This is a genomic window from Streptomyces longisporoflavus, assembly GCF_014649775.1.
In the GTDB taxonomy this organism is placed as follows: domain Bacteria; phylum Actinomycetota; class Actinomycetes; order Streptomycetales; family Streptomycetaceae; genus Streptomyces; species Streptomyces longisporoflavus.
Map to the genome: position 1 here is coordinate 519,955 of NZ_BMTR01000004.1, position 19,925 is coordinate 539,879.

Annotated in this window: 19 protein-coding genes and 1 pseudogene; 14 read left to right on the forward strand and 6 right to left on the reverse strand. The window is 70.5% G+C overall.

Annotated features, from left to right (window positions below; genetic code table 11):
• Nucleotides 1-31: 31 nt before the first annotated feature.
• Together IE226_RS11365 and IE226_RS11370 are read left to right on the forward strand one after the other, a co-directional pair.
• Nucleotides 32-1,351, forward strand: a complete 1,320-nt coding sequence (locus tag IE226_RS11365; protein ID WP_190080949.1) for a VWA domain-containing protein — start codon at nt 32-34, stop codon at nt 1,349-1,351.
• The gene (locus IE226_RS11370; protein ID WP_190080950.1) at nt 1,351-2,142 is read left to right on the forward strand and encodes a hypothetical protein; all 792 of its coding nucleotides are present in this window, start codon (nt 1,351-1,353) and stop codon (nt 2,140-2,142) included. The genes IE226_RS11365 and IE226_RS11370 overlap by 1 nt, the downstream gene beginning before the upstream one ends.
• 84 nt (nt 2,143-2,226) lie before the next feature.
• On the opposite strand, the gene IE226_RS11375 is transcribed toward IE226_RS11370, so the two are convergent.
• Entirely contained in the window at nt 2,227-2,958 is a 732-nt protein-coding gene (locus tag IE226_RS11375; RefSeq protein ID WP_190080951.1) for a hypothetical protein, read from the reverse strand.
• Nucleotides 2,959-3,245: 287 nt separating this feature from the next.
• On the opposite strand from IE226_RS11375, the gene IE226_RS11380 reads away from it, so the two are divergent.
• The 7 genes from IE226_RS11380 (at nt 3,246) to IE226_RS11410 (ending at nt 8,756) form a co-directional block, all read left to right on the forward strand.
• Complete coding sequence (locus IE226_RS11380; RefSeq protein ID WP_190080952.1) at nt 3,246-3,839, forward strand: histidine phosphatase family protein; 594 nt, start codon at nt 3,246-3,248, stop codon at nt 3,837-3,839.
• A gap of 53 nt (nt 3,840-3,892) precedes the next feature.
• Nucleotides 3,893-4,477 carry a TerD family protein gene (locus tag IE226_RS11385; protein ID WP_190080953.1) on the forward strand — a complete coding sequence of 195 codons (585 nt, stop codon included), beginning with the start codon at nt 3,893-3,895 and terminating at the stop codon, nt 4,475-4,477.
• Nucleotides 4,478-4,566: 89 nt separating this feature from the next.
• The gene (locus tag IE226_RS11390; RefSeq protein WP_190080954.1) at nt 4,567-5,472 is read left to right on the forward strand and encodes a TIGR03619 family F420-dependent LLM class oxidoreductase; all 906 of its coding nucleotides are present in this window, start codon (nt 4,567-4,569) and stop codon (nt 5,470-5,472) included.
• A gap of 96 nt (nt 5,473-5,568) precedes the next feature.
• Nucleotides 5,569-6,210, forward strand: coding sequence for a hypothetical protein (locus tag IE226_RS11395; RefSeq protein WP_190080955.1), 642 nt, complete (start codon nt 5,569-5,571; stop codon nt 6,208-6,210).
• Between the two features lie 86 nt (nt 6,211-6,296).
• Nucleotides 6,297-6,641, forward strand: a complete 345-nt coding sequence (locus IE226_RS11400) for an acyl-CoA thioesterase (RefSeq protein WP_190080956.1) — start codon at nt 6,297-6,299, stop codon at nt 6,639-6,641.
• A gap of 79 nt (nt 6,642-6,720) precedes the next feature.
• A complete protein-coding gene (locus tag IE226_RS11405) occupies nt 6,721-7,533 on the forward strand; it encodes an SAM-dependent methyltransferase (protein WP_190080957.1) in 813 nt (270 codons plus the stop codon).
• Between the two features lie 287 nt (nt 7,534-7,820).
• A complete protein-coding gene (locus tag IE226_RS11410; RefSeq protein WP_190080958.1) occupies nt 7,821-8,756 on the forward strand; it encodes a hypothetical protein in 936 nt (311 codons plus the stop codon).
• Here IE226_RS11410 and IE226_RS11415 read toward each other — a convergent pair.
• A complete protein-coding gene (locus tag IE226_RS11415; RefSeq protein WP_190080959.1) occupies nt 8,731-10,125 on the reverse strand; it encodes an MATE family efflux transporter in 1,395 nt (464 codons plus the stop codon). The genes IE226_RS11410 and IE226_RS11415 overlap by 26 nt on opposite strands.
• A gap of 97 nt (nt 10,126-10,222) precedes the next feature.
• Here IE226_RS11415 and IE226_RS11420 point away from each other — a divergent pair, with 97 nt between their 5' ends.
• Nucleotides 10,223-10,753 carry a PadR family transcriptional regulator gene (locus IE226_RS11420; RefSeq protein WP_190080960.1) on the forward strand — a complete coding sequence of 177 codons (531 nt, stop codon included), beginning with the start codon at nt 10,223-10,225 and terminating at the stop codon, nt 10,751-10,753.
• 14 nt (nt 10,754-10,767) lie between these two features.
• The gene (locus IE226_RS11425; RefSeq protein ID WP_190080961.1) at nt 10,768-11,745 is read left to right on the forward strand and encodes an ADP-ribosylation family protein; all 978 of its coding nucleotides are present in this window, start codon (nt 10,768-10,770) and stop codon (nt 11,743-11,745) included.
• A gap of 43 nt (nt 11,746-11,788) precedes the next feature.
• On the opposite strand, the gene proP is transcribed toward IE226_RS11425, so the two are convergent.
• A complete protein-coding gene (gene proP, locus IE226_RS11430) occupies nt 11,789-13,261 on the reverse strand; it encodes a glycine betaine/L-proline transporter ProP (RefSeq protein WP_190080962.1) in 1,473 nt (490 codons plus the stop codon).
• Nucleotides 13,262-13,482: 221 nt separating this feature from the next.
• Nucleotides 13,483-15,339 carry an alpha-L-fucosidase gene (locus IE226_RS11435; RefSeq protein ID WP_190080963.1) on the reverse strand — a complete coding sequence of 619 codons (1,857 nt, stop codon included), beginning with the start codon at nt 15,337-15,339 and terminating at the stop codon, nt 13,483-13,485.
• Nucleotides 15,340-15,580: 241 nt separating this feature from the next.
• Here IE226_RS11435 and IE226_RS11440 point away from each other — a divergent pair, with 241 nt between their 5' ends.
• A complete protein-coding gene (locus IE226_RS11440) occupies nt 15,581-16,000 on the forward strand; it encodes a hypothetical protein (protein ID WP_190080964.1) in 420 nt (139 codons plus the stop codon).
• Here the strand turns inward: IE226_RS11440 and IE226_RS11445 are convergent.
• Complete coding sequence (locus IE226_RS11445) at nt 15,957-16,322, reverse strand: winged helix-turn-helix transcriptional regulator (protein WP_229870758.1); 366 nt, start codon at nt 16,320-16,322, stop codon at nt 15,957-15,959. The genes IE226_RS11440 and IE226_RS11445 overlap by 44 nt on opposite strands.
• Nucleotides 16,323-16,552: 230 nt before the next feature.
• Between IE226_RS11445 and IE226_RS11450 the strand changes: the two genes are divergently transcribed.
• Together IE226_RS11450 and IE226_RS11455 are read left to right on the forward strand one after the other, a co-directional pair.
• Entirely contained in the window at nt 16,553-18,742 is a 2,190-nt protein-coding gene (locus IE226_RS11450; protein WP_190080965.1) for an alpha-N-acetylglucosaminidase, read from the forward strand.
• Nucleotides 18,743-18,913: 171 nt separating this feature from the next.
• Nucleotides 18,914-19,558 (forward strand): LysE family translocator, encoded by a 645-nt coding sequence (locus IE226_RS11455; protein ID WP_190080966.1) that lies wholly within the window; start codon nt 18,914-18,916, stop codon nt 19,556-19,558.
• A 95-nt stretch (nt 19,559-19,653) separates the two neighbouring features.
• On the opposite strand, the pseudogene IE226_RS44060 reads toward IE226_RS11455, so the two are convergent.
• Nucleotides 19,654-19,925, reverse strand: a pseudogene (locus IE226_RS44060) (hypothetical protein); the annotation flags it as partial.

Genomic DNA, 19,925 nt, shown 5'->3' on the forward strand with positions numbered 1-19,925 from the left:
GTATGCACGCCAAGATCAATAAGATCCGGCGATGATCACAAGACATCGGCTGGCGGCCGGGGCCCTCACCCTGCTCGCCGCCTTGACCGCCGGGCTCGGCACGGCGGGCCCCGCCGCCGCCGACGACGACGAACCGGCACGACCCTCCCCCAAGGTCGAGCTCGTCCTCGACGTCAGCGGCTCGATGCGGGCCCGCGACATCGACGGCAAGTCCCGCATGGCGGCGGCGAAGCAGGCGTTCAACGAGGTGCTCGACGCCACGCCCGACGAAGTACAGCTGGGCATACGGACATTGGGCGCCAACTATCACGGCGACGACCGCAAGACGGGCTGCAAGGACACCGAGCTCCTCTACCCCGTCGCCGAGCTCGACCAGGCGGGTCGCACCGACGCGAAGACCGCGGTGGCCACGCTCGCGCCCACCGGCTGGACGCCGATCGGCCCCACCCTCCTGAAGGCGGCCGACGACCTCAAGGACGACAACGAGGAGCGCAGCCGCCGCATCGTCCTCATCTCGGACGGCGAGGACACCTGTCAGCCGCTCGACCCCTGCGAGGTGGCCCGCAAGATCGCCGCCGAGGGCATCCACCTCACGATCGACACGCTCGGCCTGGTGCCGGACGCCAAGACCCGCGACCAGCTGAGCTGCATCGCGGAGGCCACCGGCGGCACCTACACCTCGGTGCGGCACACCGATGAACTCTCCGGCCGCGTGAAGCAGTTGGTGGACCGCGCGGCGGACCCCGTCGCCACCCCCGTGGCGACCGAGGGCGCCGCGCAGTGCTCCGACGCCCCGCAGCTGAAGTCGGGCGTCTACACCGACCGGGAGAAGTTCGGCGAGCACCGCTGGTACCGCGTGGACGTCGAGCCCGGCCAGGAGCTGCGCGCCGCCGTCAGCGTCGGCGCCGACCGCGCGGTGAACCGGGACTACGGCGTGCTGCTGCGGGCCTCCACGGAACACGGACGCGAGATCGTGCGGGGCTCCGAGGCGGGCGACGGACGTACGGACGTGATCTCGACCGGCCTGCGCTATCCGAAGCCGGAGGCCGACGGCGACATCGACGGCGATAACGACGAGGGAGGCGAGAGCGGCGAGTCCGCCGCCGAGACCGTGTGTCTCCAGGTCAGCAACTCCTTCTCGGCGCCTGCCTCCGTCAAGACGACTCCGGGTCTGCCGGTCGAGCTTGCCGTCGACCTGGTGGACGCGCCCGACGAGGCGTCGGACGTGGCGTCCTTCGGGCTTGGCAACGGCTGGTGGCTGCTCGGCACGCTGATCGTCGTCGGCTTCCTCGCCGGTCTGGTCTGGGGCTGGGTCTCCCGCTGGCGCTTCGCGGTCTGGAGGACCAACTGATGCGTACGACACGTGTGCTGCTCCGCTCCTGCCTGCTGGCCGGTGCGGCGCTGCTCGCCCTCACCGGTACGGCCGGAGCGGCGTTCGCCGATGGCGGCGACGGTGACGACAAGTCCGCCGCGCCGACCGAGGCCGGTACGTCCTTCCGTACGGCGACCGCGATCCAGCTGGACCAGGAGGCCACGGCGGAGGCGTCCACCGGCGACTACCTGTACTGGTCGTTCCCGGCGGACATCGGGCAGCGGCCCACCGTGCACGCCACGGTCAAGCTCCCCGAGGACGCCGCCAGGCACGGCGACTCGACCTGGCGGGTGGATGTGTACGACGGGCTGCGGCGCCATCAGGCGTGCCGGTTCGGCGCACAGTCACGGACCGCCGCGCAGGACGCCGATACGGTCGAGCTGTCCTGCACCCTGCGCACGGTGCGCGGCTGGTCCGAGCCGTGGGCCAACGACCCGCTGCCCGGCACGTACTACGCGCGTCTGACGGTCACCGGCCTCAAGGCGGACGACCTGGGCCTGCCGATGCGGGCGGAGGCGCTGGTCACGTCGAGCGACGCGGGCGGTGCGACGGCCGTGGACGGGGCGCTCGCGGAGCCGTTGGTGCCGGGCGCCGGCACGAAGTCGCAGGCGGCGTCCAGCGCGCCGGAGGACGGCTGGGCGTCCGGCTGGTGGTCGTCCCGCTGGCTGTGGACCGCGGGCGGCGGCGTGCTCGGCGCCCTCGCGGGCATCGGCGGTTACTGCCTGACACGCGGTTCGGGCCGCCCGTCGCGCGTACCCGCGGGGGTCTGATCCCGGCGGCGGCCGGACCGGGGCTTCCGGTCCGGCAGCCGCTTCGGCAGCCGCTTCGGCAGCCGCCCGTACGGGGTCGAGGTCCTAGTGGCGCGCCGCGGCCGCGCGCCGGTCGGCCATGCACCGCTGCTTCTCCGCGGAGCTCATCGGTCCGGTGCGCTGGTAGACACGGCTCGACGGGGCGGCGGCGGGGCTGTCGACGATGACGTCGATCTGGAAGGGCGGCGCGTCGGGGCCCGTGGCACGGAACGATCCGTAGACGCGTTTCCGGGCGGGCTGGACCTCCACCCAGGACGCCTGGCCGGGCTTGATGTCCACTTCGACCGTGCTCTTCTCGGTCCTGGTCCAGGTCCACTTGCCGGACGAGGACTCCACGCCCCTCTCGAACTGCTCGGCCATCGCGCTTGTCGCCTTGGGGTGAGCCAGGGTCCGGTGCGGGAACAGGCCGTCCTGTGCCTGGTTGACGCTGTCGAACGCGTCGTCCCGGAAGGTGACGGACCGCTCGCGCTCCAGCGTGCCGCGCGTGCAGTTGACGTACGCCTCCCCGACGGTCCGCGCCTTTTCGTAGTACGAGTAGGTCCGCCGGTCGGCGGTGAAGGTGCAGGCGTCGGGGCTGTGCTGACAGTAGGCGACGGCCTCGCCGAGGTCGGCGTCCTTCTCGTCCAGGGACGCCGCGGCGGCGGGCAGCGCCGTCTTGGGAATCGTCTTGTCCACGGGCGGCGGCGCGTCCGCGCCGGCCGGCTGCGCTGCCGGCGAAAGGCCCAAGGCCGCGCAGGCGGCAAGGACGGCGGTGGCCGTACGTGGTGACAACTTCACGGTTTCGCTCTCCCTGATCGGCGGCCCGCGTGCTGCGGACTCTCGCCGTGATCATGAGTGCGGCCGGCGGCGCGGGGCAGGCAACCTGCCGACCGGATCACCCGGAAGGGGACGCTGTGTGGGCAACTGAAGCAGTCGGGAGCGGTCGCGAGCGACCGGGCGCCGTGGTCCGGGGGTGGTGGCACGCGCGCGAGGAGCGGCGGCGTAGCTTGGGCAATGTCGTGACATTGGAGCAGGATCAGGAGACATGACCACCGAAGCGCGCATTCCCACCTCTGCGGTTCACCATGGGTGACCTGCTCCTCGTCCGGCATGGCGAGACCCAGTGGTCCCTGACGGGACAGCACACCAGTTGGACGGAGATCCCGCTCACCGAGAACGGCAGGGAGCAGGCCGAGGGGCTCGCGCCTCTGCTCGCGAAGTTCCGGATCGGGGCCGCGTTCACCAGCCCGCGGGAGCGGGCCCGCAAGACGGCGGAGTCGGCCGGGTTCCCGGCCGCCCGCGTGGACCCCGACCTGAGCGAGTGGGACTACGGGGCGTACGAAGGGGTCACGACGGTGGAGATCCACCGCACCCGCCCCGACTGGTACCTCTTCACGGACGGCGTGGCCCCGGGCCCCGCCGAGCACCCCGGCGAGACCCCGGAGCAGGTCGGCGAGCGGGCCGACCGGATGCTGGCCAAGGTCGACGCGGCGCTCGCGAACACGGAGGGCAGCGTGGTCCTCTTCGCCCACTCCCACTTTCTGCGGGTCCTGACGGCCCGGCGCCTCGGACTGCCCGCGTCGGGAGGGGCGCTGTTCCAGCTGGCGACTGGGACTGTCTGCCGCCTCAGTACGGAACACGGGCGCCCTGTGGTGGCGAGCTGGAACATCCGCCCCTGAAACCAGGCACACTCTGTCTCATATAGCACTCTCACCACCAAGAAGGATCACGGATGATCACGCTCAAGAAGGAAGACGGCCCTGCTGATCTCGGCGGAGTGACCCACTTGTCCATAGGGGTGTCCTGGGACCCCACCGTCGGCAGCAGCGGCGGCCTGATGGGCAAGCTCCGCCAGAAGGCCGGCACCGACCTCGACCTGATCGCCATCGCGATGTCGGGCGCGGACCCCGTGCGTCTCGCCGGTCTCGACTCCCTGGACCCGCTGGGCAACGGCTCGCTGGTGCACAGCGGCGACAACCAGACCGGCAAGGGCGACGGCGACGACGAGACGGTGACCGTCGAGTTCGCGCGCGTGCCGGACAACATCACGTCCATCGTGTTCGTCGCCGCCGCGTACAAGAAGCGCAGCGCCTTCCAGAACGCCCGCAACATCAGCTTCAAGGTGTACGACGCCACGGGCGGCACCACCCAGCAGGTCGCCGACATCTGGCCGAGCCTGCTCACCAACGACAACGGCTGCGCCGTGGCCAAGGCGATCCGGGACGGCGGAACCTGGAAGCTCCAGGTCATCAACGAGACCGGGAAGATCAAGCAGGGCGACGAGCAGGCCCTGATGCGCTTCGCCAGCAGCAAGTAGTCGATGTCCGGGCCGGCCGGGCCGGGCGGGTGCCGGCCCGGCCCGGCCCGGTTCGACACGGGCCCCGAAGATCATCAAGACTTGCGGCCATGCGATACGGCGTTAACCTCCTCAATTTCGGCTCAGGCACCACCCCGGACTCCCTCGTCCGGCAGGCGACCGACGCCCGTGACCTCGGGTTCGGGTTCGCGATGATCTCCGACCACATAGCGGTCACCCCGGATGTGCACTCGGTCTACCCAGCCCCGTTCTACGACCAGTTCGTGCTCGCCGCACACCTCGCCGGCCGCGTACCGGGACTACGGCTCGGCACGACGATCACGGTGATCCCCTACCGCCATCCGCTCCAGACCGCCCGCCTCGCCGCCAACCTCGACCGGCTGAACGACGCCGGGTTCATCCTCGGCGCCGGTGTCGGCTGGTCCCGCGCCGAGTACGAGGCCCTCGGCGTCCCCTTCGACGAGCGCGGCGCCATCACGGACGAGTACCTCGCCGCGATCCGCGCGTCATGGACCGAGGAGACCACCTCTTTCAAGGGCCGCTACGTCTCCTACGAAGGCATCCACAACGCACCTCTCCCCGCCGCGCAGCTGCCCGTCTGGGTCGGCGGCAACTCCCCCGCGGCCCAGCGCCGCGCGGCACGTCTCGGCGAGGGCTGGCACCCGTTCATGCCCACGCTCGACGTCCTGCGTACGGCGCTGCCGAGGATCGCGGCGGAGGCCGAGGCCGCCGGGCGCCCCGTGCCGGACCTGGTGCCCCGCCTGCAACTGCGGCTCACCCCGCAGCCGGACACCGCGGACCGCCCGCTCGGGCACGGCAGCGTCGACCAGCTCCGTGCCGACCTGGAGACCCTGGCCGGGCTCGGCGCCACGGACGTCCTGCTCGACACCTACCCCGGCACACCCGGCGAGCGCGGCACCGCCGACGACGACCGGCGCACGCTCGAACTCGTCGCCGAGAAGGTGGTCGACCCCGCGACGGGCGTCATTCGCTGAACGGGCGGGTCCCGGACAGCCGAGGTCCGCAGCCGTTGTCAGTGGCACGAGGCACCATCAGAACCAGGCAGCAGGACTTGGGGATGAGGTGGGCCCATGACGAAGCCTCCGACGGCCGTCCAGCGGCGGATCATCGAGGCCGCGGACCCGGCGACGGGCCGGCTATCGGGAAGCGAGGCACAGCTGGCGGCACTCGTGCGCCAGCACCTCGCTTTCCGGCACCCCCGCCCGCCGCACGCCTATTTCCTGACGCCCGCGGGTCATCGCGTACGGGAAGAGGCGGCGCGTGCCCCCGCAGCCGGGGCACCGGCCCCTCCCCCGGCCACTCCGGCCGGCTCCGGCCTCTTCGCCGCCCGCACCGGCGCCGAGCCCGTGCCGCCGCCGGGTGGCGGGAGCCCGGCCCGCGCACGTGACGTGCGCAGCGCCTGGGAGGGGCTCCTGGAGATGCGCCGCATGACCAATTCCGACGGCGCGCGGGACCGTCCCTGCGGCTGGGAGCGTACGCATCTGGTGCAGGCCGCCGCGCTCGCCCTGGAGGCCGCGGGCTGCCCGCCCGGGCCCGGGGGCTATCGGGTGGGCGATACCCCGCAGCCCGAGGCCGTCGCCGTGCGTGACGTGTCCCCCGACGGGCTGCGGACGTGCGCGAGGGCCCTGGAGGCCGCGGGATGGCAGGTCAGCGAACATGCCGAGCGGCCTCAGGGCGCGCGCTATCTCCTCGCCTCTCCGCGGAGGGGGTGAGCGCGGCGGACAGCCGACGGAGCTGCGACCGTGTGACGTGTGGCAACCGTGCGGGATTGATCAGTCGAACCGTCGAAGGGAATGTCGTGGCGGAGCCTTTTTCCGTGAGCATCAGCGTCCGTGGATACGAGACGGACTCCCAGGGCCATCTCAACCAGGCCGTCTATCTGCAGTACGCCGACCTGGAGAACACCATCCGCTACTACAGCGAACTGCGCGCGGGCGACAAGGTGGAGGTGACCTGCGCGTTCATCTGGGGTGAGCGCAAGACGTTCCGCATCGAGCAGCTGATTCGCAGGACGGACGGCACCAGTGCCGCGGAACTGCGCTCCGTCGGCGGTCTGTTGGACCTCGGCGAGCGACAGATGATGGCGGACCCGCGCGAGTACTTCAGGGCACTGGCCGACGACCCTGCCGTGATCGGCCTCTGACGGGCCGCCGCGGGAACTAGATTGGCGGGTGATCGTTCTTTCAAGTAACAAGCAGCCCGCTCACCCACAGGAGGCCCACGTGTCGAATCCGGACCCGCAAGCCGAGGCGGCCGCGGAGATACGCGCGCGCATCGACACCAGCAAGCCGCACTCCGCGCGCTTCTGGAACTACTTCGTGGGCGGCAAGGACAACTACGAGAAAGACCGCGAACTGGGCGACCACATCAAGGGAATCCACCCCGGCCTCGTCGACGTGGCGCGACTGAGCCGGCAGTTCCTGGGCCGCGCGGTCCGTCATCTGGCGACCGAGCAGGGCATCCGCCAGTTCCTCGACATCGGCACGGGCCTGCCCACCGCCGACAACACGCACGAGGTCGCCCAGCGCGTCGCCCCGGACTCCCGGATCGTGTACGTGGACAACGACCCGCTCGTCCTCGCGCACGCCCGCGCGCTGCTCACCAGCACACCCGAGGGCGCCACTTCGTACATCGACGCCGACCTCTACGACCCCAAGGCGATCCTGAAGGCCGCGAGCGCGACCCTGGATCTCTCCCGGCCGGTCGCCCTGATGATTCTCAACACCCTTGGCCACGTCGCCGATTACGGGCAAGCGCGCGATCTGGTGGCGGAGCTGATGGCGGGCCTGCCGTCCGGCAGCTATCTGGTGATCAGCGACAGCACTGCCACCAGCACGGGCATGATCGCGGCATCGGACGCGTACAACAAGAGCGGCGCCATCCCCTACCACGTCCGCAGTGTCGAGGAGATCGGCGGCTTCTTCGACGGCCTGGAGTTGGTGGAGCCGGGCGTCTCGCAGGTCACCCGGTGGCGTCCGGACGCCGAGGACACGACGCCGGTCGACGCGTACGGCGCGGTGGCCCGCAAGCCGTAACCACCCGCGCCCGTAACCGGGTTACGTCTGCACGGAGCGGCGGGGGCTGGAGCGTGTCGTGCGCCTGCCCCCGCTTCTCGTCGTAGTCCGCCCGCGAGCCGACATTGGTGTGAAACCACCCGTTGCGCCAGTTCAGGGACAGTGCTTGCCTCAACGGCGGCCGGGCCACTACGGTCCGGCCAGTCGCGGATCTACGCGCGTCATACGTCCCGGGAGCACCGGAGGGGCCCCACGCGCGAGTACCGAGGAAGCACCGAAAGAAGCACCGAGCGAAAGGCCCTCTGAACATGCGCAAGTCCGTCCTGGCCGCAATGACCGCACTCGGAGCGGGAGTCGCAGTGCTCCTCGGCACCGGTCCGACCGCGGCCCAGCCGCCCACGGATCCCCGGTGGCAGCAGGTCGGCAACGACATCAAGTCCGGGGTCAGCGGCCTTGCCGTCACCTCGGATTCCGGGGACCGTCTCAGGACCCTGGTCGTGCGCGACAACAAGCACCCCGGCGAGAACCGCCTCGCCGAAGTCGCCTACCGCCCCGGTGCCGCCGCCGAGGTGACGCCGGTCGCCTGGCAGGGCGCCGCCGAGCCGGTCGACCTGGAAGCCCTCGACCGTGTGCCGGGCACGTCGGACGAGTACGTGGCCGTGGCGAGTCGTGGACTCATCTACCACCTGAAGGGGCACGCCACGGAGAAAGCGGTCAGGGTCCTGGACATCTCCCCTCTTCCCGGGATCGGTGAGGGCGACGACTTCGAGAGCTTCTCGCTGACCTCGCGGAACGGAAAGCTCGCCGCTCTCTGGGCGGATCGCGGCGCGGGCAAGAAGCGCCCGGCGACGGTGTACTCGGCGCCGTTCTCGTTCGGCTCCCGGGGCGAGTCGGAGTTCGGGAAGGTGAAGAAGGCGGCCTTCCGTGCGCCGTATCCGTCGGGGGACGTCCGGCACGTCTCGGACATCGACGTCACCAAGTCGGGCCGGGTATTTGTCAGTTCCGCTTCGGACTCGGGGGACGACGGACCGTTCGACTCCGCCGTGAGCGACGCGGGCAAGCTGTCCGTCTCCGGCAAGGGCGCGGTGCGGCTCTCGCTCGCCAAGTCGCCGAAGCTGCTGGAAAAGTTCAAGGGGCACAAGATCGAGGCCCTGCACTGCGTCCCCGGCACCCACCGCGCCGCCCTCGGCACGGACGACGAGAACGCGGGCGGCTCCGTCACCACCTCCCGCCTCTGCGACTGACCCCAAGTCCCGCGACCCGTTTCGTCCGGCGCGCCGAAGGCTGTTCCGTGCGCCGGCAGAGGCGGCCGAGCGCCGCGCACTGGAGGGCCATGGACCCCGCCATGGCCAGGCAGATCCCCGGCAGCCCCCATCCCGACAGGGCGTACGCAAGTACCAGTTGCACCGCCACTCCCCCTGCCGTGATGCGGACGAGGGCCGGGCTGCCACCGCTGCCCTCGAACACGCCGCCGAGCGCGATGAAGCAGGCAAGCAGCACCAAGTACGGCCCCAGACAGCGCAGATAGAGCACCCCCGCGTCGGCCACCTCGCCCCCGGCGCCGAAACCCCGCATGATCCAGGGCCCGGCGGCGAGCAGCAGCAGGGCGGCCGTGAGGCCAAGGGCCCCTGCGACCAGCAGCGCCTGACGCCCGACCGCCCGCCGCTCGTCGCGCCCGGCCCCGAGCAGGTGGGCGGTGTGGATGGCGGCGGCCTGGCGTACGGCGTAGAAGGCCATGGTCGCCACATACATCGCCTTGGTCGCGATGCCGTACGCGGCGACTTCCCCGACGCCGATCCTGGCGACGACCGCGACCAGGGCCAGCGCGCCCGTCATCCGTACGACGAAGTCCGCCGCCATGGGAAAGCCGGTCGCCGCCGTCCTGCGCGCGTCGGCGCCGAGCCGCCTCCCCTTCCCCCTCTCCTTGCGTGCTGCCCGCAGCAAGACGTTGCGCCGCAACGCGATCAGACCGCACAGCAACGCGACCGACCGGCCGAGCACGGTGGCGATCGCCGCCCCGCGCACGCCTAGTCCGAGGACCGCGATGAAGAACGGATCGAGGACGAGGATCAGGCCGTTGGCCAGCAGGGCGAGCCGCATTGGGGTGCGCGTGTCGCCCGCGCCCTTGAGGATGCCGTCGACGACGTTGGTGGCGAAGTAGACCGCCGTCCCCGGCAGGGCGATCGCGAAGTATCCGGTCATGAGGGCGAGCGCGTCGCTCTCGCCGCCGCCGAGCACGAGCCGGGCCAGCGGCTCGCGGCACAGGTAGCCGCCGACGGCGACGACCGGCGTGATCAGCGCCCACAGGGCCCAGCCCCCGCGCACCGCCGACCGCAGCGCCGTCCCGTCCCGCGCTCCCCTGGCCCGCGCGACAAGGACCGTCGTACCCGACCCGGCCATGAGGATGACGCCGAGCAGCAGGTTCTCGACGTTCGTGGCGACGGCCACCGCGGCGACAGCGGCGCCGCCGAGCCGGGCCACCCAGATCATGTTGATGATCCCGGCGGTGACCCCGGCGAGAAGCTCGAAGTAGACCGGATACGCGAGCGCCACGAGCCGGCGCCGGTGCCCGGCCGATGACGACGTGGACCCCGAGACCGTGACCCTGACCATGCGCGCCCCCCTCTTTCCGCTGTACCTCGAAACGAGGTACAGCGGAAAGAGATAGCATCAACCGCACGCGGCGGACAAGGGAGAGGGGCTCAACTCAATGCTGGAGCTGTCGATTCTGGGCTTCCTCCACGAGGAACCCCTGCACGGCTACGACCTCAAGGCCCGCATCCAGGGACTCAGTGGTCACATCCGCCCCGTGAGCGACGGCGCGCTCTATCCGGCGATCACCCGCCTGGTGAAGGCGAGCCTCGTCGAGCAGCGCACCGAGCCGGGCAAGAGCGCCGCGCCGCGCCGGATCCTGTCCCTCACGCAGGCGGGGCGCAGCGAACTGCTTGCCCGCCTCCGGGAGCCCAAGGACGCCGACATCACGGACGGGCAGCGCTTCTTCACCCTGCTTGCGTTCCTGCGCCACCTCCCGGACCCGGCCGAACAGTCAGCCGTACTCCGCCGCCGTCAGGCCTTCCTGGACGCACCGGCGAGTTTCTTCTACCGCGACGGAAAGCCGTTGTCGGCGGAGGAAGCACCCGACCTGTTCCGCCAGGGCATGCTCCGGATCGCGCGCGCCACCGGCACGGAGGAGAAGAAGTGGCTGTCAGAGGCGATCGCTACCTTGGAGGGGACGACATGAGCCAGGAGTTCCGGATGAGCGGAGAGAAGAGCGGGAGCCCGGCGGACCGGGCCTCCGTCGAAGAGCGGATTCGGCGGGACTGGGGGGTCGAACTGCCGGACTCCGTCTTCCGGTTCCGGGAGTTCCTGGCGTCTCTGGGCCCCGACGAGAACGAGGCGCTGCGGGATCTGATGGTGAGCCCGGCCGGAATCATGGACCTGTTCGGGGATGCCGGACGCCCCGCGCGCGACGGCATCGACGTACGCGTACACGGCCGTTACTACCGCGATCCGCCCGAGTTCCTGACCTTCATGCACGGCGGTTCGGACGGCCTGCACTTCGGCCTGTGGTCCGACGACGGCCGCACCTGCCGGGGCGTCGCGTCCTACTACAACAACGACGGCGGCGGCATCGACACCCGCGCGGCCACCCCGCTGGAAGCGGTGCGGACGATCATCGAACGGAGCCGGCGCGACCTCGACCACGACCCGGACGACCCGGACACGCCTGCCCGGCGGACCCGCCTCGGCCTGCTGCGTGACGCGCTGACCGCCCTGGAGACCGGCGACAGGACCGAGGTGGGCTTCGCCTACTCCGAGGCGTACGACACCATGCGCCTGCCGGTGGACCACGACCGCGTCACGACGCTGGACGGCGCGGGCGCCCTCGTGTCGGGCTCGACCGCGCTGGACCGCCCCGCCCACAACGGCGCGGACGCGTACAAGTTCGCGACGTACATGTACGACCTGTTCGACGACGCCGAGGCCCTGGAGGCGAGCGTGCAAGAAGCGCGTCGCCGGTGCGCGGCGGGCGATCCCGCCGAGGCCCTGGTCCTGGGCCGCGACCTGCACTGGGCGTCGGGAGGCGACCCGTCCCGCGAAGTCCTTGCCACTGAACTCCTCGTGTCGGCCTACCGCGCGCTGGACCGACCCGGCCTCGCGGACATAGCCGACGCCCACCACCGGCACCGGTCGTTGCCGCAGGTGGACGTCCTGGAGCCGGCGAGGCCGTAGGCGCAGGCGGGCGTCCTGGAGCCAGCAGGCAAAGCCGTGGGCGTCAGAGGCGTTGTGCCTCCACCAGTTCCCTGGCCTCCTCAGGTGTCGCCACCGACGGCGGGGAGCCCTCCAGGGGCTTGCGGGCCGTTTCCTTCATGGCGGCCACCGCGATGATGCCGACCAGACCCGCCAGCATCGTGTAGAACGCGGGCATCAGGTCGTTGCCGGTGGCGCCGATCAGGGCCGCCACCACCAGCGGGGTCGTGCCGCCGAACAGCGAGACCGAGACGTTGAAGCCGATGGACAGGGAGCCGTAGCGGACGTCCGTCGGAAAGAGGGCGGGCAGGGACGAGGACATGGCGCCCAGGTAGCAGACCAGCGCGAGGCCGAGGATGAGCAGGCCCGTGAAGACCGCGACCGTGCCGCCCTGCTTGATGAGCAGGAAGGCCGGCAGAGCCAGCACGAAGAAGGCCACCGAGCCGGCCATCAGGACCGGCTTGCGGCCGATGCGGTCGGAGATGCGGCCGACCGAGTTGATGAGCGCCATCAGGATCAGCATGACGACCACGATGGACATCAGACCGCCGGTCTCGCCGAAGCCGAGTTCCGTCAGATACGTCGGCATGTACGAGAGCAGCATGTAATCGGTGACGTTGAACGCCGCCACCAGTGCGATGCAGAGCAGCATGGCCCGCCACTGGCCGACGAAGGCATCCCGGAAGGACTTCTTCTGGCGTTCGGCGGCCGGCCCGCTCTCCGCTTCCGCCATCTTCTGGAAGGCCGGCGACTCGTCGAGCTTCAGCCGCAGGTAGAGACCGATGAGACCGAGCGGCGCCGCCACCAGGAACGGGATGCGCCAGCCCCAGGACTGCATGGCGCCGTCACTGAGCCCCATGGTCAGGGCGGTGACGAGAACGGCGGCGACGGTGTAGCCGATCAGGGTGCCGAACTCCAGGAAGGAGCCCCAGAATCCGCGGCGCTTGTCCGGCGCGTACTCGGCGATGAAGGTCGCGGCGCCACCGTACTCACCGCCCGTCGAGAAGCCCTGCACCATGCGGCACAGGACGAGCAGGACCGGCGCCCAGACGCCGATGGTGGCGTAGGACGGGATCAGGCCGATCGCCAGGGTGGCCGTCGACATCATGATCATGGTCAGGGCCAGGATCTTCTTGCGGCCCACGCGGTCGCCCAGCGGGCCGAAGACCATGCCGCCGATGGGGCGCACCAGAAAGGCCGCCGCGAAGGTGGCGAGGGAGGAGAGGGTCTGCGCGGTGTCGTTGCCGGAGGGGAAGAACTCCTTGCCGATGATCACCGCGAGGTAGGCGTAGACGCCGAAGTCGTACCACTCCATGGCGTTGCCCAGGGCCGTCGCCTTGACCGCCCGCCTGACCTGCGCCTCTTCGGTGACGGTGATGTCCGACTGGCGCAGGCGCGGGTTCTTGCGGCGGTGGACCGCGCGAAAGAGCGTGCGGTGCCGGGCCAGGGCCTCCGGAGCGGGCGGTGCCGGTATTTCGGGGGCTTCGGGCGCGCTCACGGTGCAGTCACTCTCTTGTTCGGTGATGGGCTGTCATCGAGCCTCTGACCCGGGTGGCCAAAGATCGATGGACGGTCATATGCCCAGTCGGCGTGGATCAACACTGCCAATTCCGAAGTACGGAAAAAGCTCGCCGTTGGTCCTCACGGCACGGGCCCCAAGTCCTGCGTTTCCAGGACTTGGGGCCCGAATCGCCTGGCGGAGGAAACCGGGGCGCCGGCTCAGCGCGCGTACAACTGCGCCGCCGGTACGATCTGCTGCTCCTGGCCGGGGCTTGACCAGAGCAGCTTGAGGTGGGCCTCGCCGGTCTGTTCCGCGTACTCGACCTTGATCGAGTGCCGCTTGCCCGCGGTGAGGGTGACGGCGGCCTTGTCGAGCCTCGGCTCGTGCGGGGTCCACGAGTCGATGACCAGCTTGCCGTCGATCCACACCCGTGCCATGCCGTCGGAGACGGTCGTCAGCGTGTACGTCTCGGAGCGGCGCGGCTCCAGCTTGCCGGTCCAGCGGATGCTGAACCGGTCGGAGGGGATGCTCGCCGCCGGTGACCCCTCGTACTTCCAGGCGTGGTTGAGGGACCGGTCGGTGCGGGTGATCTGCGGGGCGCCGCTCAGGTCCGCGTTGTCGAAGATCTCCTGCTTCAGACCCTCGCCCTTACCCGGACGCGCCGTCGGCCCGGGGTCGACCTTCAGCTCGATGACCGTGGCCGTGTCATTGGTCGCGGCGTCCGATGGCCGCACGTCGATGCCGTCGCCGGACTTCGTGACGCTCACCTTCTGGTCGCTGCCGAGCACGCGTGCCGCCGTGACATCGAAGTCCGTACGCGCCTTCAGGTGCAGGGCGGCGCCGGACGCCGGCCACTGGGTGACGGCCGCGTACAGCTTGTCGCCCTTGCGGCTGACGGAACCCCAGGCCGGTTCCTCGACGAGCCCGCCGTAGCGTGCTCCGAACACCGCGTCGCCCTGCCCCGCCGTACGCAGCCAGTCGCCCGTCTGCCGCAGCCGTTCGACGGAGGGCTGCGGGACCCGGCCGCGGGCGTCGGGGCCGATGTTCAGGAGGTAGTTGCCGCTGCGGGACGTGGTGGAGAGAAGGTTCCTGACCAGGGCGGCCGACGACTTCCAGTTCGTGTCGTAGCGGGCGAAACCCCAGTGGTCGTTGAGGGTCATGCAGGACTCCCAGAGCTGGCCGTCGACCGGGGCGCCGGGGATCTCCTGCTCGGGGGTGCCGTAATCGCCGTCGACCACGCGGCGCTTGCCGACACGGTTGTTGATGATCAGGTCCGGGTCGAGGCCGCGGAGATAGGCCTCCAGCTTCTCGCCGTCCTTCGCCGTCCAGGGGTTGTGGGGCTTGTCCGTGTCCCACTCGCCGTCGAACCAGAGCAGGGCCGGGTCGTAGTTGTCGACCAGCTCCTTGAGCTGGGCGCGCATCCGCTTCTCGTACGCGGGGAAGGTTGCGGGGTCCGGGAAGTCGGGGTCGTGCCAGTCCCAGATCGAGTAGTAGAAGCCGAGCTTGATGCCCGCGTCGTCGGAGGCCTTCTTCAGCTCGGCGAGGATGTCGCGCTTCTTGTCGAAGGAGGAGTGGTCGCGCAGGTTCCAGTCGTTGACCTTCGTGGGCCACATCGCGTAGCCCTCGTGGTGCTTCGAGGTGACGACGATGTAGCGCATTCCGGCGTCCTTGGCCGCCTTGACCACGGCTTTCGCGTCGAAGTCGGCGGGGTTGAAGGTGGCGGCCCGCTTCTCGTACTCGGCCTTCGGGATGTCGCACTGCCGCTGGATCCACTCGGCGTCACGGCAGACAGAGCCGTCGGCCTTCCTGTACTCGCCCTCCAGGTTGGAGTACGCGCCGAAGTGGATGAACATCCCGAAGCGGTCCTGCCGCCACCAGTTGGTGCGGTCGGAGGTGAAGGGGTCGTCGGTGGCGTGGTCGGTTCCGGGGCCGGTGGCTGCCGGGGGCTGCGTTGGGCCGGCGACGGCTGCGGGAACGGCGGTGGCGGCGGGAACAGCGGTGGCGGCGAGGGCCGAAGCGAGGAGCAGGGCGATCCCGGCGACTCTGCGCCGGGTGCGACTGAGGTGTGTGCGCATGGGGGCGGCTCCCTGGGGGAGGGCTGGGGGCGGACGGGTCGGTGGGGAACGTAGGGTTGGATACATCGGATGTCAATGCGGTCAACTGAGGCTGATGCAAAGGGTTTTGGTCTCACCATGGGATATCGACCCGATGACTTGCGACTACGACCCGACTTACCCGCAGCGGGAGTAGGCTCCGCCGAGTGCTGCTTCGGAAATCGAAGCGCTCAATGAGCAGCGGCCAGGAGGAGCGATACCGATGAGCCTCGATGTACGTGACGTACTGGCACCCGGCGCAGCGGCCGCACCCGCCCGCATCCGGCCCCCGCTCGCGCCGGACGTCGTCTTCCACAGTCCTGTCGCCGACTACAGGGGCCGGGACGACGTGGCCCACTTGTTCGCGAAGATCGGGCAGTGCCTGACCGGGCTCGAACCGCTAGGGCAGTTCACCGACCCCGGCGCGGGCGGGGAGGAGCGGCACGGCGTGTCGACCTTCACCGCGAAGGTCGGCGACGAGTCCGTGTTCGGCGCTCTCGTACAACATGTGGACGCCCAGGGTCAGTTGACCGAGGCCACGCTACTGCTGAGGCCGTTGAGCGCGCTGACGAACGCCGTCGACCGGATGCGCGACGCGCTCAGCGCGGACCCTCTGCCGAGTCGGCGCCGGACCCCGCAGTGAGCTCCGTCGCCCAGCGCTCGGCCCACACGTCCAGGGGGCGCAGGGCTTGATGGGCCGCACGGCCGAGGTCGGTCAGGGCGTACGTGCTGTCGGGCAACTGTCGTACCAGGCGGGCTTCGAGCAATTCGGTCAGGCGCTGGCGCAGCACACTGGACGACATTGCGTCGCACCGCTCCTGAAGCGCGCGGAACCCCAAGGGCTCGGCCCGCAACTCCCAGACGACCCGCAGGCTCCAGCGACGCCCGAACAGATCGAGGGCGGCCATCAGGGGTCGCCCCGTGGTGGAGGCGCGGGTGGGGCTGCCGGGCAGAGGTGCGGTCATCCGCTGACGCTAGCACCGGGGGCCGGCGGGCGAGGGCGGACGGCGGCGGGCGGAGGACGGCCGGAGGCGGCGAACGGGGCAGATACGCCGCGGTGGGCCCACCCGGCAGTGGGCGCTTACGTGCCGTGGCGTCTTGACCATGGTTCGCGGGACGGTCATCGTGGTGCCGCGTCCAGCACCGACCGGGCGCCCGCCCGGGATTCGCCGAACCGGGAGGGTATCCCTTCGTCATGCCCCTGCCCCGCCGCACCTTCCTCACCGCCATGGCCGCGACGACCGGCGCCGCCGTCGCCTGCTCGGGCTCCACCGCCGACGGCGCCCCCGCCGCCGAATCCGATTCGCCCGCGGCCAAGGCCGCCCGGCGGCTGCTGCCCGGCCACTGGAAGCAGCTGACGTTCAGAACCGCGGGCCCCGCCGACTCCTTCCGGGTTTCCGGACGGCGCGGGCACATCAGCGTCGAAGGCCCTACACCGGCGCTTCAACTCACCGGACTACACGCCTACTTGAAGCACGCGGCGCACGCGAACATCACCTGGGCAGGCGAACAGCTGGACCTGCCCGGCCGACTCCCCGGTCTGGACGAACCGCTGACCGGACGCGCCAACGCCCCGCACCGCTTCGTCCTCAACGACACGAACGACGGTTACACGGGGGCGTACCACGACTGGTCCTACTGGGAGCGCGAGATCGACGTGCTCGCGCTGCACGGCTACAACGAAGTCCTCGTCTACGTCGGCGCCGACGCCCTCTACCACCGCGTGTTCCAGGACTTCGGCTACTCCGACCGGGAGTTGCGCGAATGGATCCCGGCGCCGGCGCACCAGCCGTGGTGGCTGCTGCAGAACATGTCCGCCTTCCCGTATCCCGTATCGCGCCAACTCCTCGACCGCCGGGCCGCGTTGGGACGCCGTATCACGGACCGCCTACGCGAGCTCGGCATGGTCCCGGTCCTCCCCGGCTACTTCGGCACCGTCCCGCCCGACTTCGCGGCGAAGAATCCCGGCGCGAGAACCGTGCCGCAAGGGAACTGGGTGGGCTTCGCGCGGCCCGACTGGCTCGACCCGCGAACCGAGGCCTTCGGACGGGTGGCCGCCGCGTTCTACCGTGCCCAGGACGAGCTGTTCGGCACCTCGACGATGTACAAAATGGATCTTCTGCACGAGGGCGGAAAGCCGGGTGACGTGCCGGTTCCGGAGGCGGCCAAGGCCGTCGAGAAGGCGCTCCGCACAGCGCATCCCGGCGCCATCTGGGTGATCCTCGGCTGGCAGAGCAACCCGCCGAAGGCCATCGTCGACGCCGTCGACAAGTCCAGGATGCTGGTGGTCGACGGCCTCTCCGACCGCTTCCCGAAGGTCACCGACCGCGAGGCCGACTGGAACGACACCCCGTACACCTTCGGCTCGATCTGGAACTTCGGCGGGCACACGACCCTCGGCGCCAACACCCCCGACTGGGCCGCGCTCTACGAGAAGTGGCGCACCAAGGACGGCAGCATGCAGCGCGGCATCTCCCTGATGCCGGAGGCGGCCGACAACAACCCCGCCGCTTTCGAGCTGTTCTCCGAACTTGCCTGGCGGACCGGCGGCTTGGACCTCGAAGACTGGTTCTCCGACTGGTCCGTGTCGCGCTACGGGGCGGCGGACCCCCACGCGGCTGCCGCCTGGGACATCCTGCGCCGCACCGCGTACGGCACGACCCGCGCCGACGAGTGGGCCGAGGGCGCGGATGGCCTCTTCGGCGCACGGCCGGACCTGTCGGCGAAGTCGGCGGCGGCCTGGTCGCCGAAAGCCATGCGGTACGAACCGGCGGACTTCGAGCCCGCCCTCACCGAACTCCTGGCCGTACGAGGCGAACTGCGGGGCTCCTCCGCCTACCGGCGTGACCTCCTCGACGTGGCACGTCAGGCGCTCTCCAATCGCAGCCGGGTACTCCTGCCCCGGATCAAGCAGGCGTACGACGACGGCAGCAGCGCCCGCTTCGACGAACTGACCCGCGCCTGGCTCGACCTGGTGGATCTGCTCGACGAGCTCGTGGCCACCGACTCCCGCCACCTGCTCGGGCGTTGGGTCGCCGACGCCCGCTCGTGGGGCGCCGACGCGACGGAACGGGAGCGGCTCGCGTACGACCAGCTGTCGCTGCTCACCGTGTGGGGCACGCGGTCCGGCGCGGACGCGGGGCTTCGCGACTACGCCAACCGGGAGTGGGCCGGACTCGCCGGCGGGCTCTACCGGCTGCGCTGGGCAACGTACTTCAAGGAACTGCGGGCAGCACTCGGGGATGGCCGGGCCCCCAAGGCCATCGACTGGTTCGCCCTGGAGGACGGCTGGATCCGTGACCCGGGCCATCTCGCCGTCCGGCCGACCGGAGACACGTACAAAATCGCTGCTCGGGTGCGTGAACGGCTGACCGAGGAGGGGTGACGGGCCGGCGGCGCGACCTCCGTCGCGGGCCCGGCTGGCCCCTGGCTTCCCGGCCCCTGGCTCCCCGGCTCCCCGGCTCCCCGGCTCCCCGCGCCGATGTAGCAGCGCTTACGTGTTGCATGAAGTATTCATCGCTGGTGCCGACCGGCGTGGTCGTCCGATGCTTGCTGAATGATCGGAATGAACGCGCTCATCGGCGTCGCAGTGGTCTCTCTGGGCATGGTGCTCACGCCCGGACCCAACATGATGTACCTCGTCTCGCGGAGCATCACCCAGGGCAGGCGCGCCGGAGCGATCTCCCTGGCCGGGGTGGCCGTCGGCTTCATCGTCTATCTGACGGCCGCCAATCTGGGCCTTTCGCTGGTCTTCCTCGCCGTCCCCCAGCTGTACACGGCGGTGAAGCTGGCGGGCGCGGGCTACTTGGCGTGGCTGGCCTGGAAGGCGCTGAAGCCGGGCGGCACTTCGGTCTTCACCCGGCAGGAGCTGGCCCCCGACTCGCCCCGGCGGCTGTTCACCATGGGGCTCCTGACCAACCTCCTGAACCCGAAGATCGCCGTCATGTACGTCTCGCTCATACCGCAGTTCATAGATCCGGCGGCGGGCCACACTCTCCTCCAGGGCTTCGCCCTCGGCGGCGTGCAGATCTTCATCAGCCTGGCGGTGAACCTCGCGATCGTCCTGGCGGCGGGCACCATCGCGGTGTTCCTGGCGGACCGCCCCACCTGGCTGCGGGCCCAGCGGTACGCGATGGGCACGGTCCTCGGCGCCCTCGCGATCAAACTCGCGACGGACAGAGCGCCGGTGGCGGCGACGTGAGGTGGGGGGCTGTGCTGGACCGGGGTTGAATTGGTTGCCGGTGCCGTCCGGTTCTCTGGAGTTTGGCGGTTCCGGGCCGGGCGTAAAGGGCGCTCCTACGTCGCGTCGGCTGCGCCGATTCCGCTGCGCTCCACCCTTGACTCCCGTCCCTCCACCGCGCGAGGGAAGACGACCGGACGGCCCGGGAGCGGGACTCTCGACCAGGCGCCGTGGGGCGGGCCGGTCGTCGTGCCGGGTGCGGACTGGTTCGTCGGGGGCGACCGGCAGAGGGTGAGCTGCGCAGCTGGTTGGTTCGGGGTGCGGGTCTCGTCAAGCGGGTGCGGACTGGTGCGTTGGGGGTGGCCGCCGTCAGCGGGTGAGGGGCCGC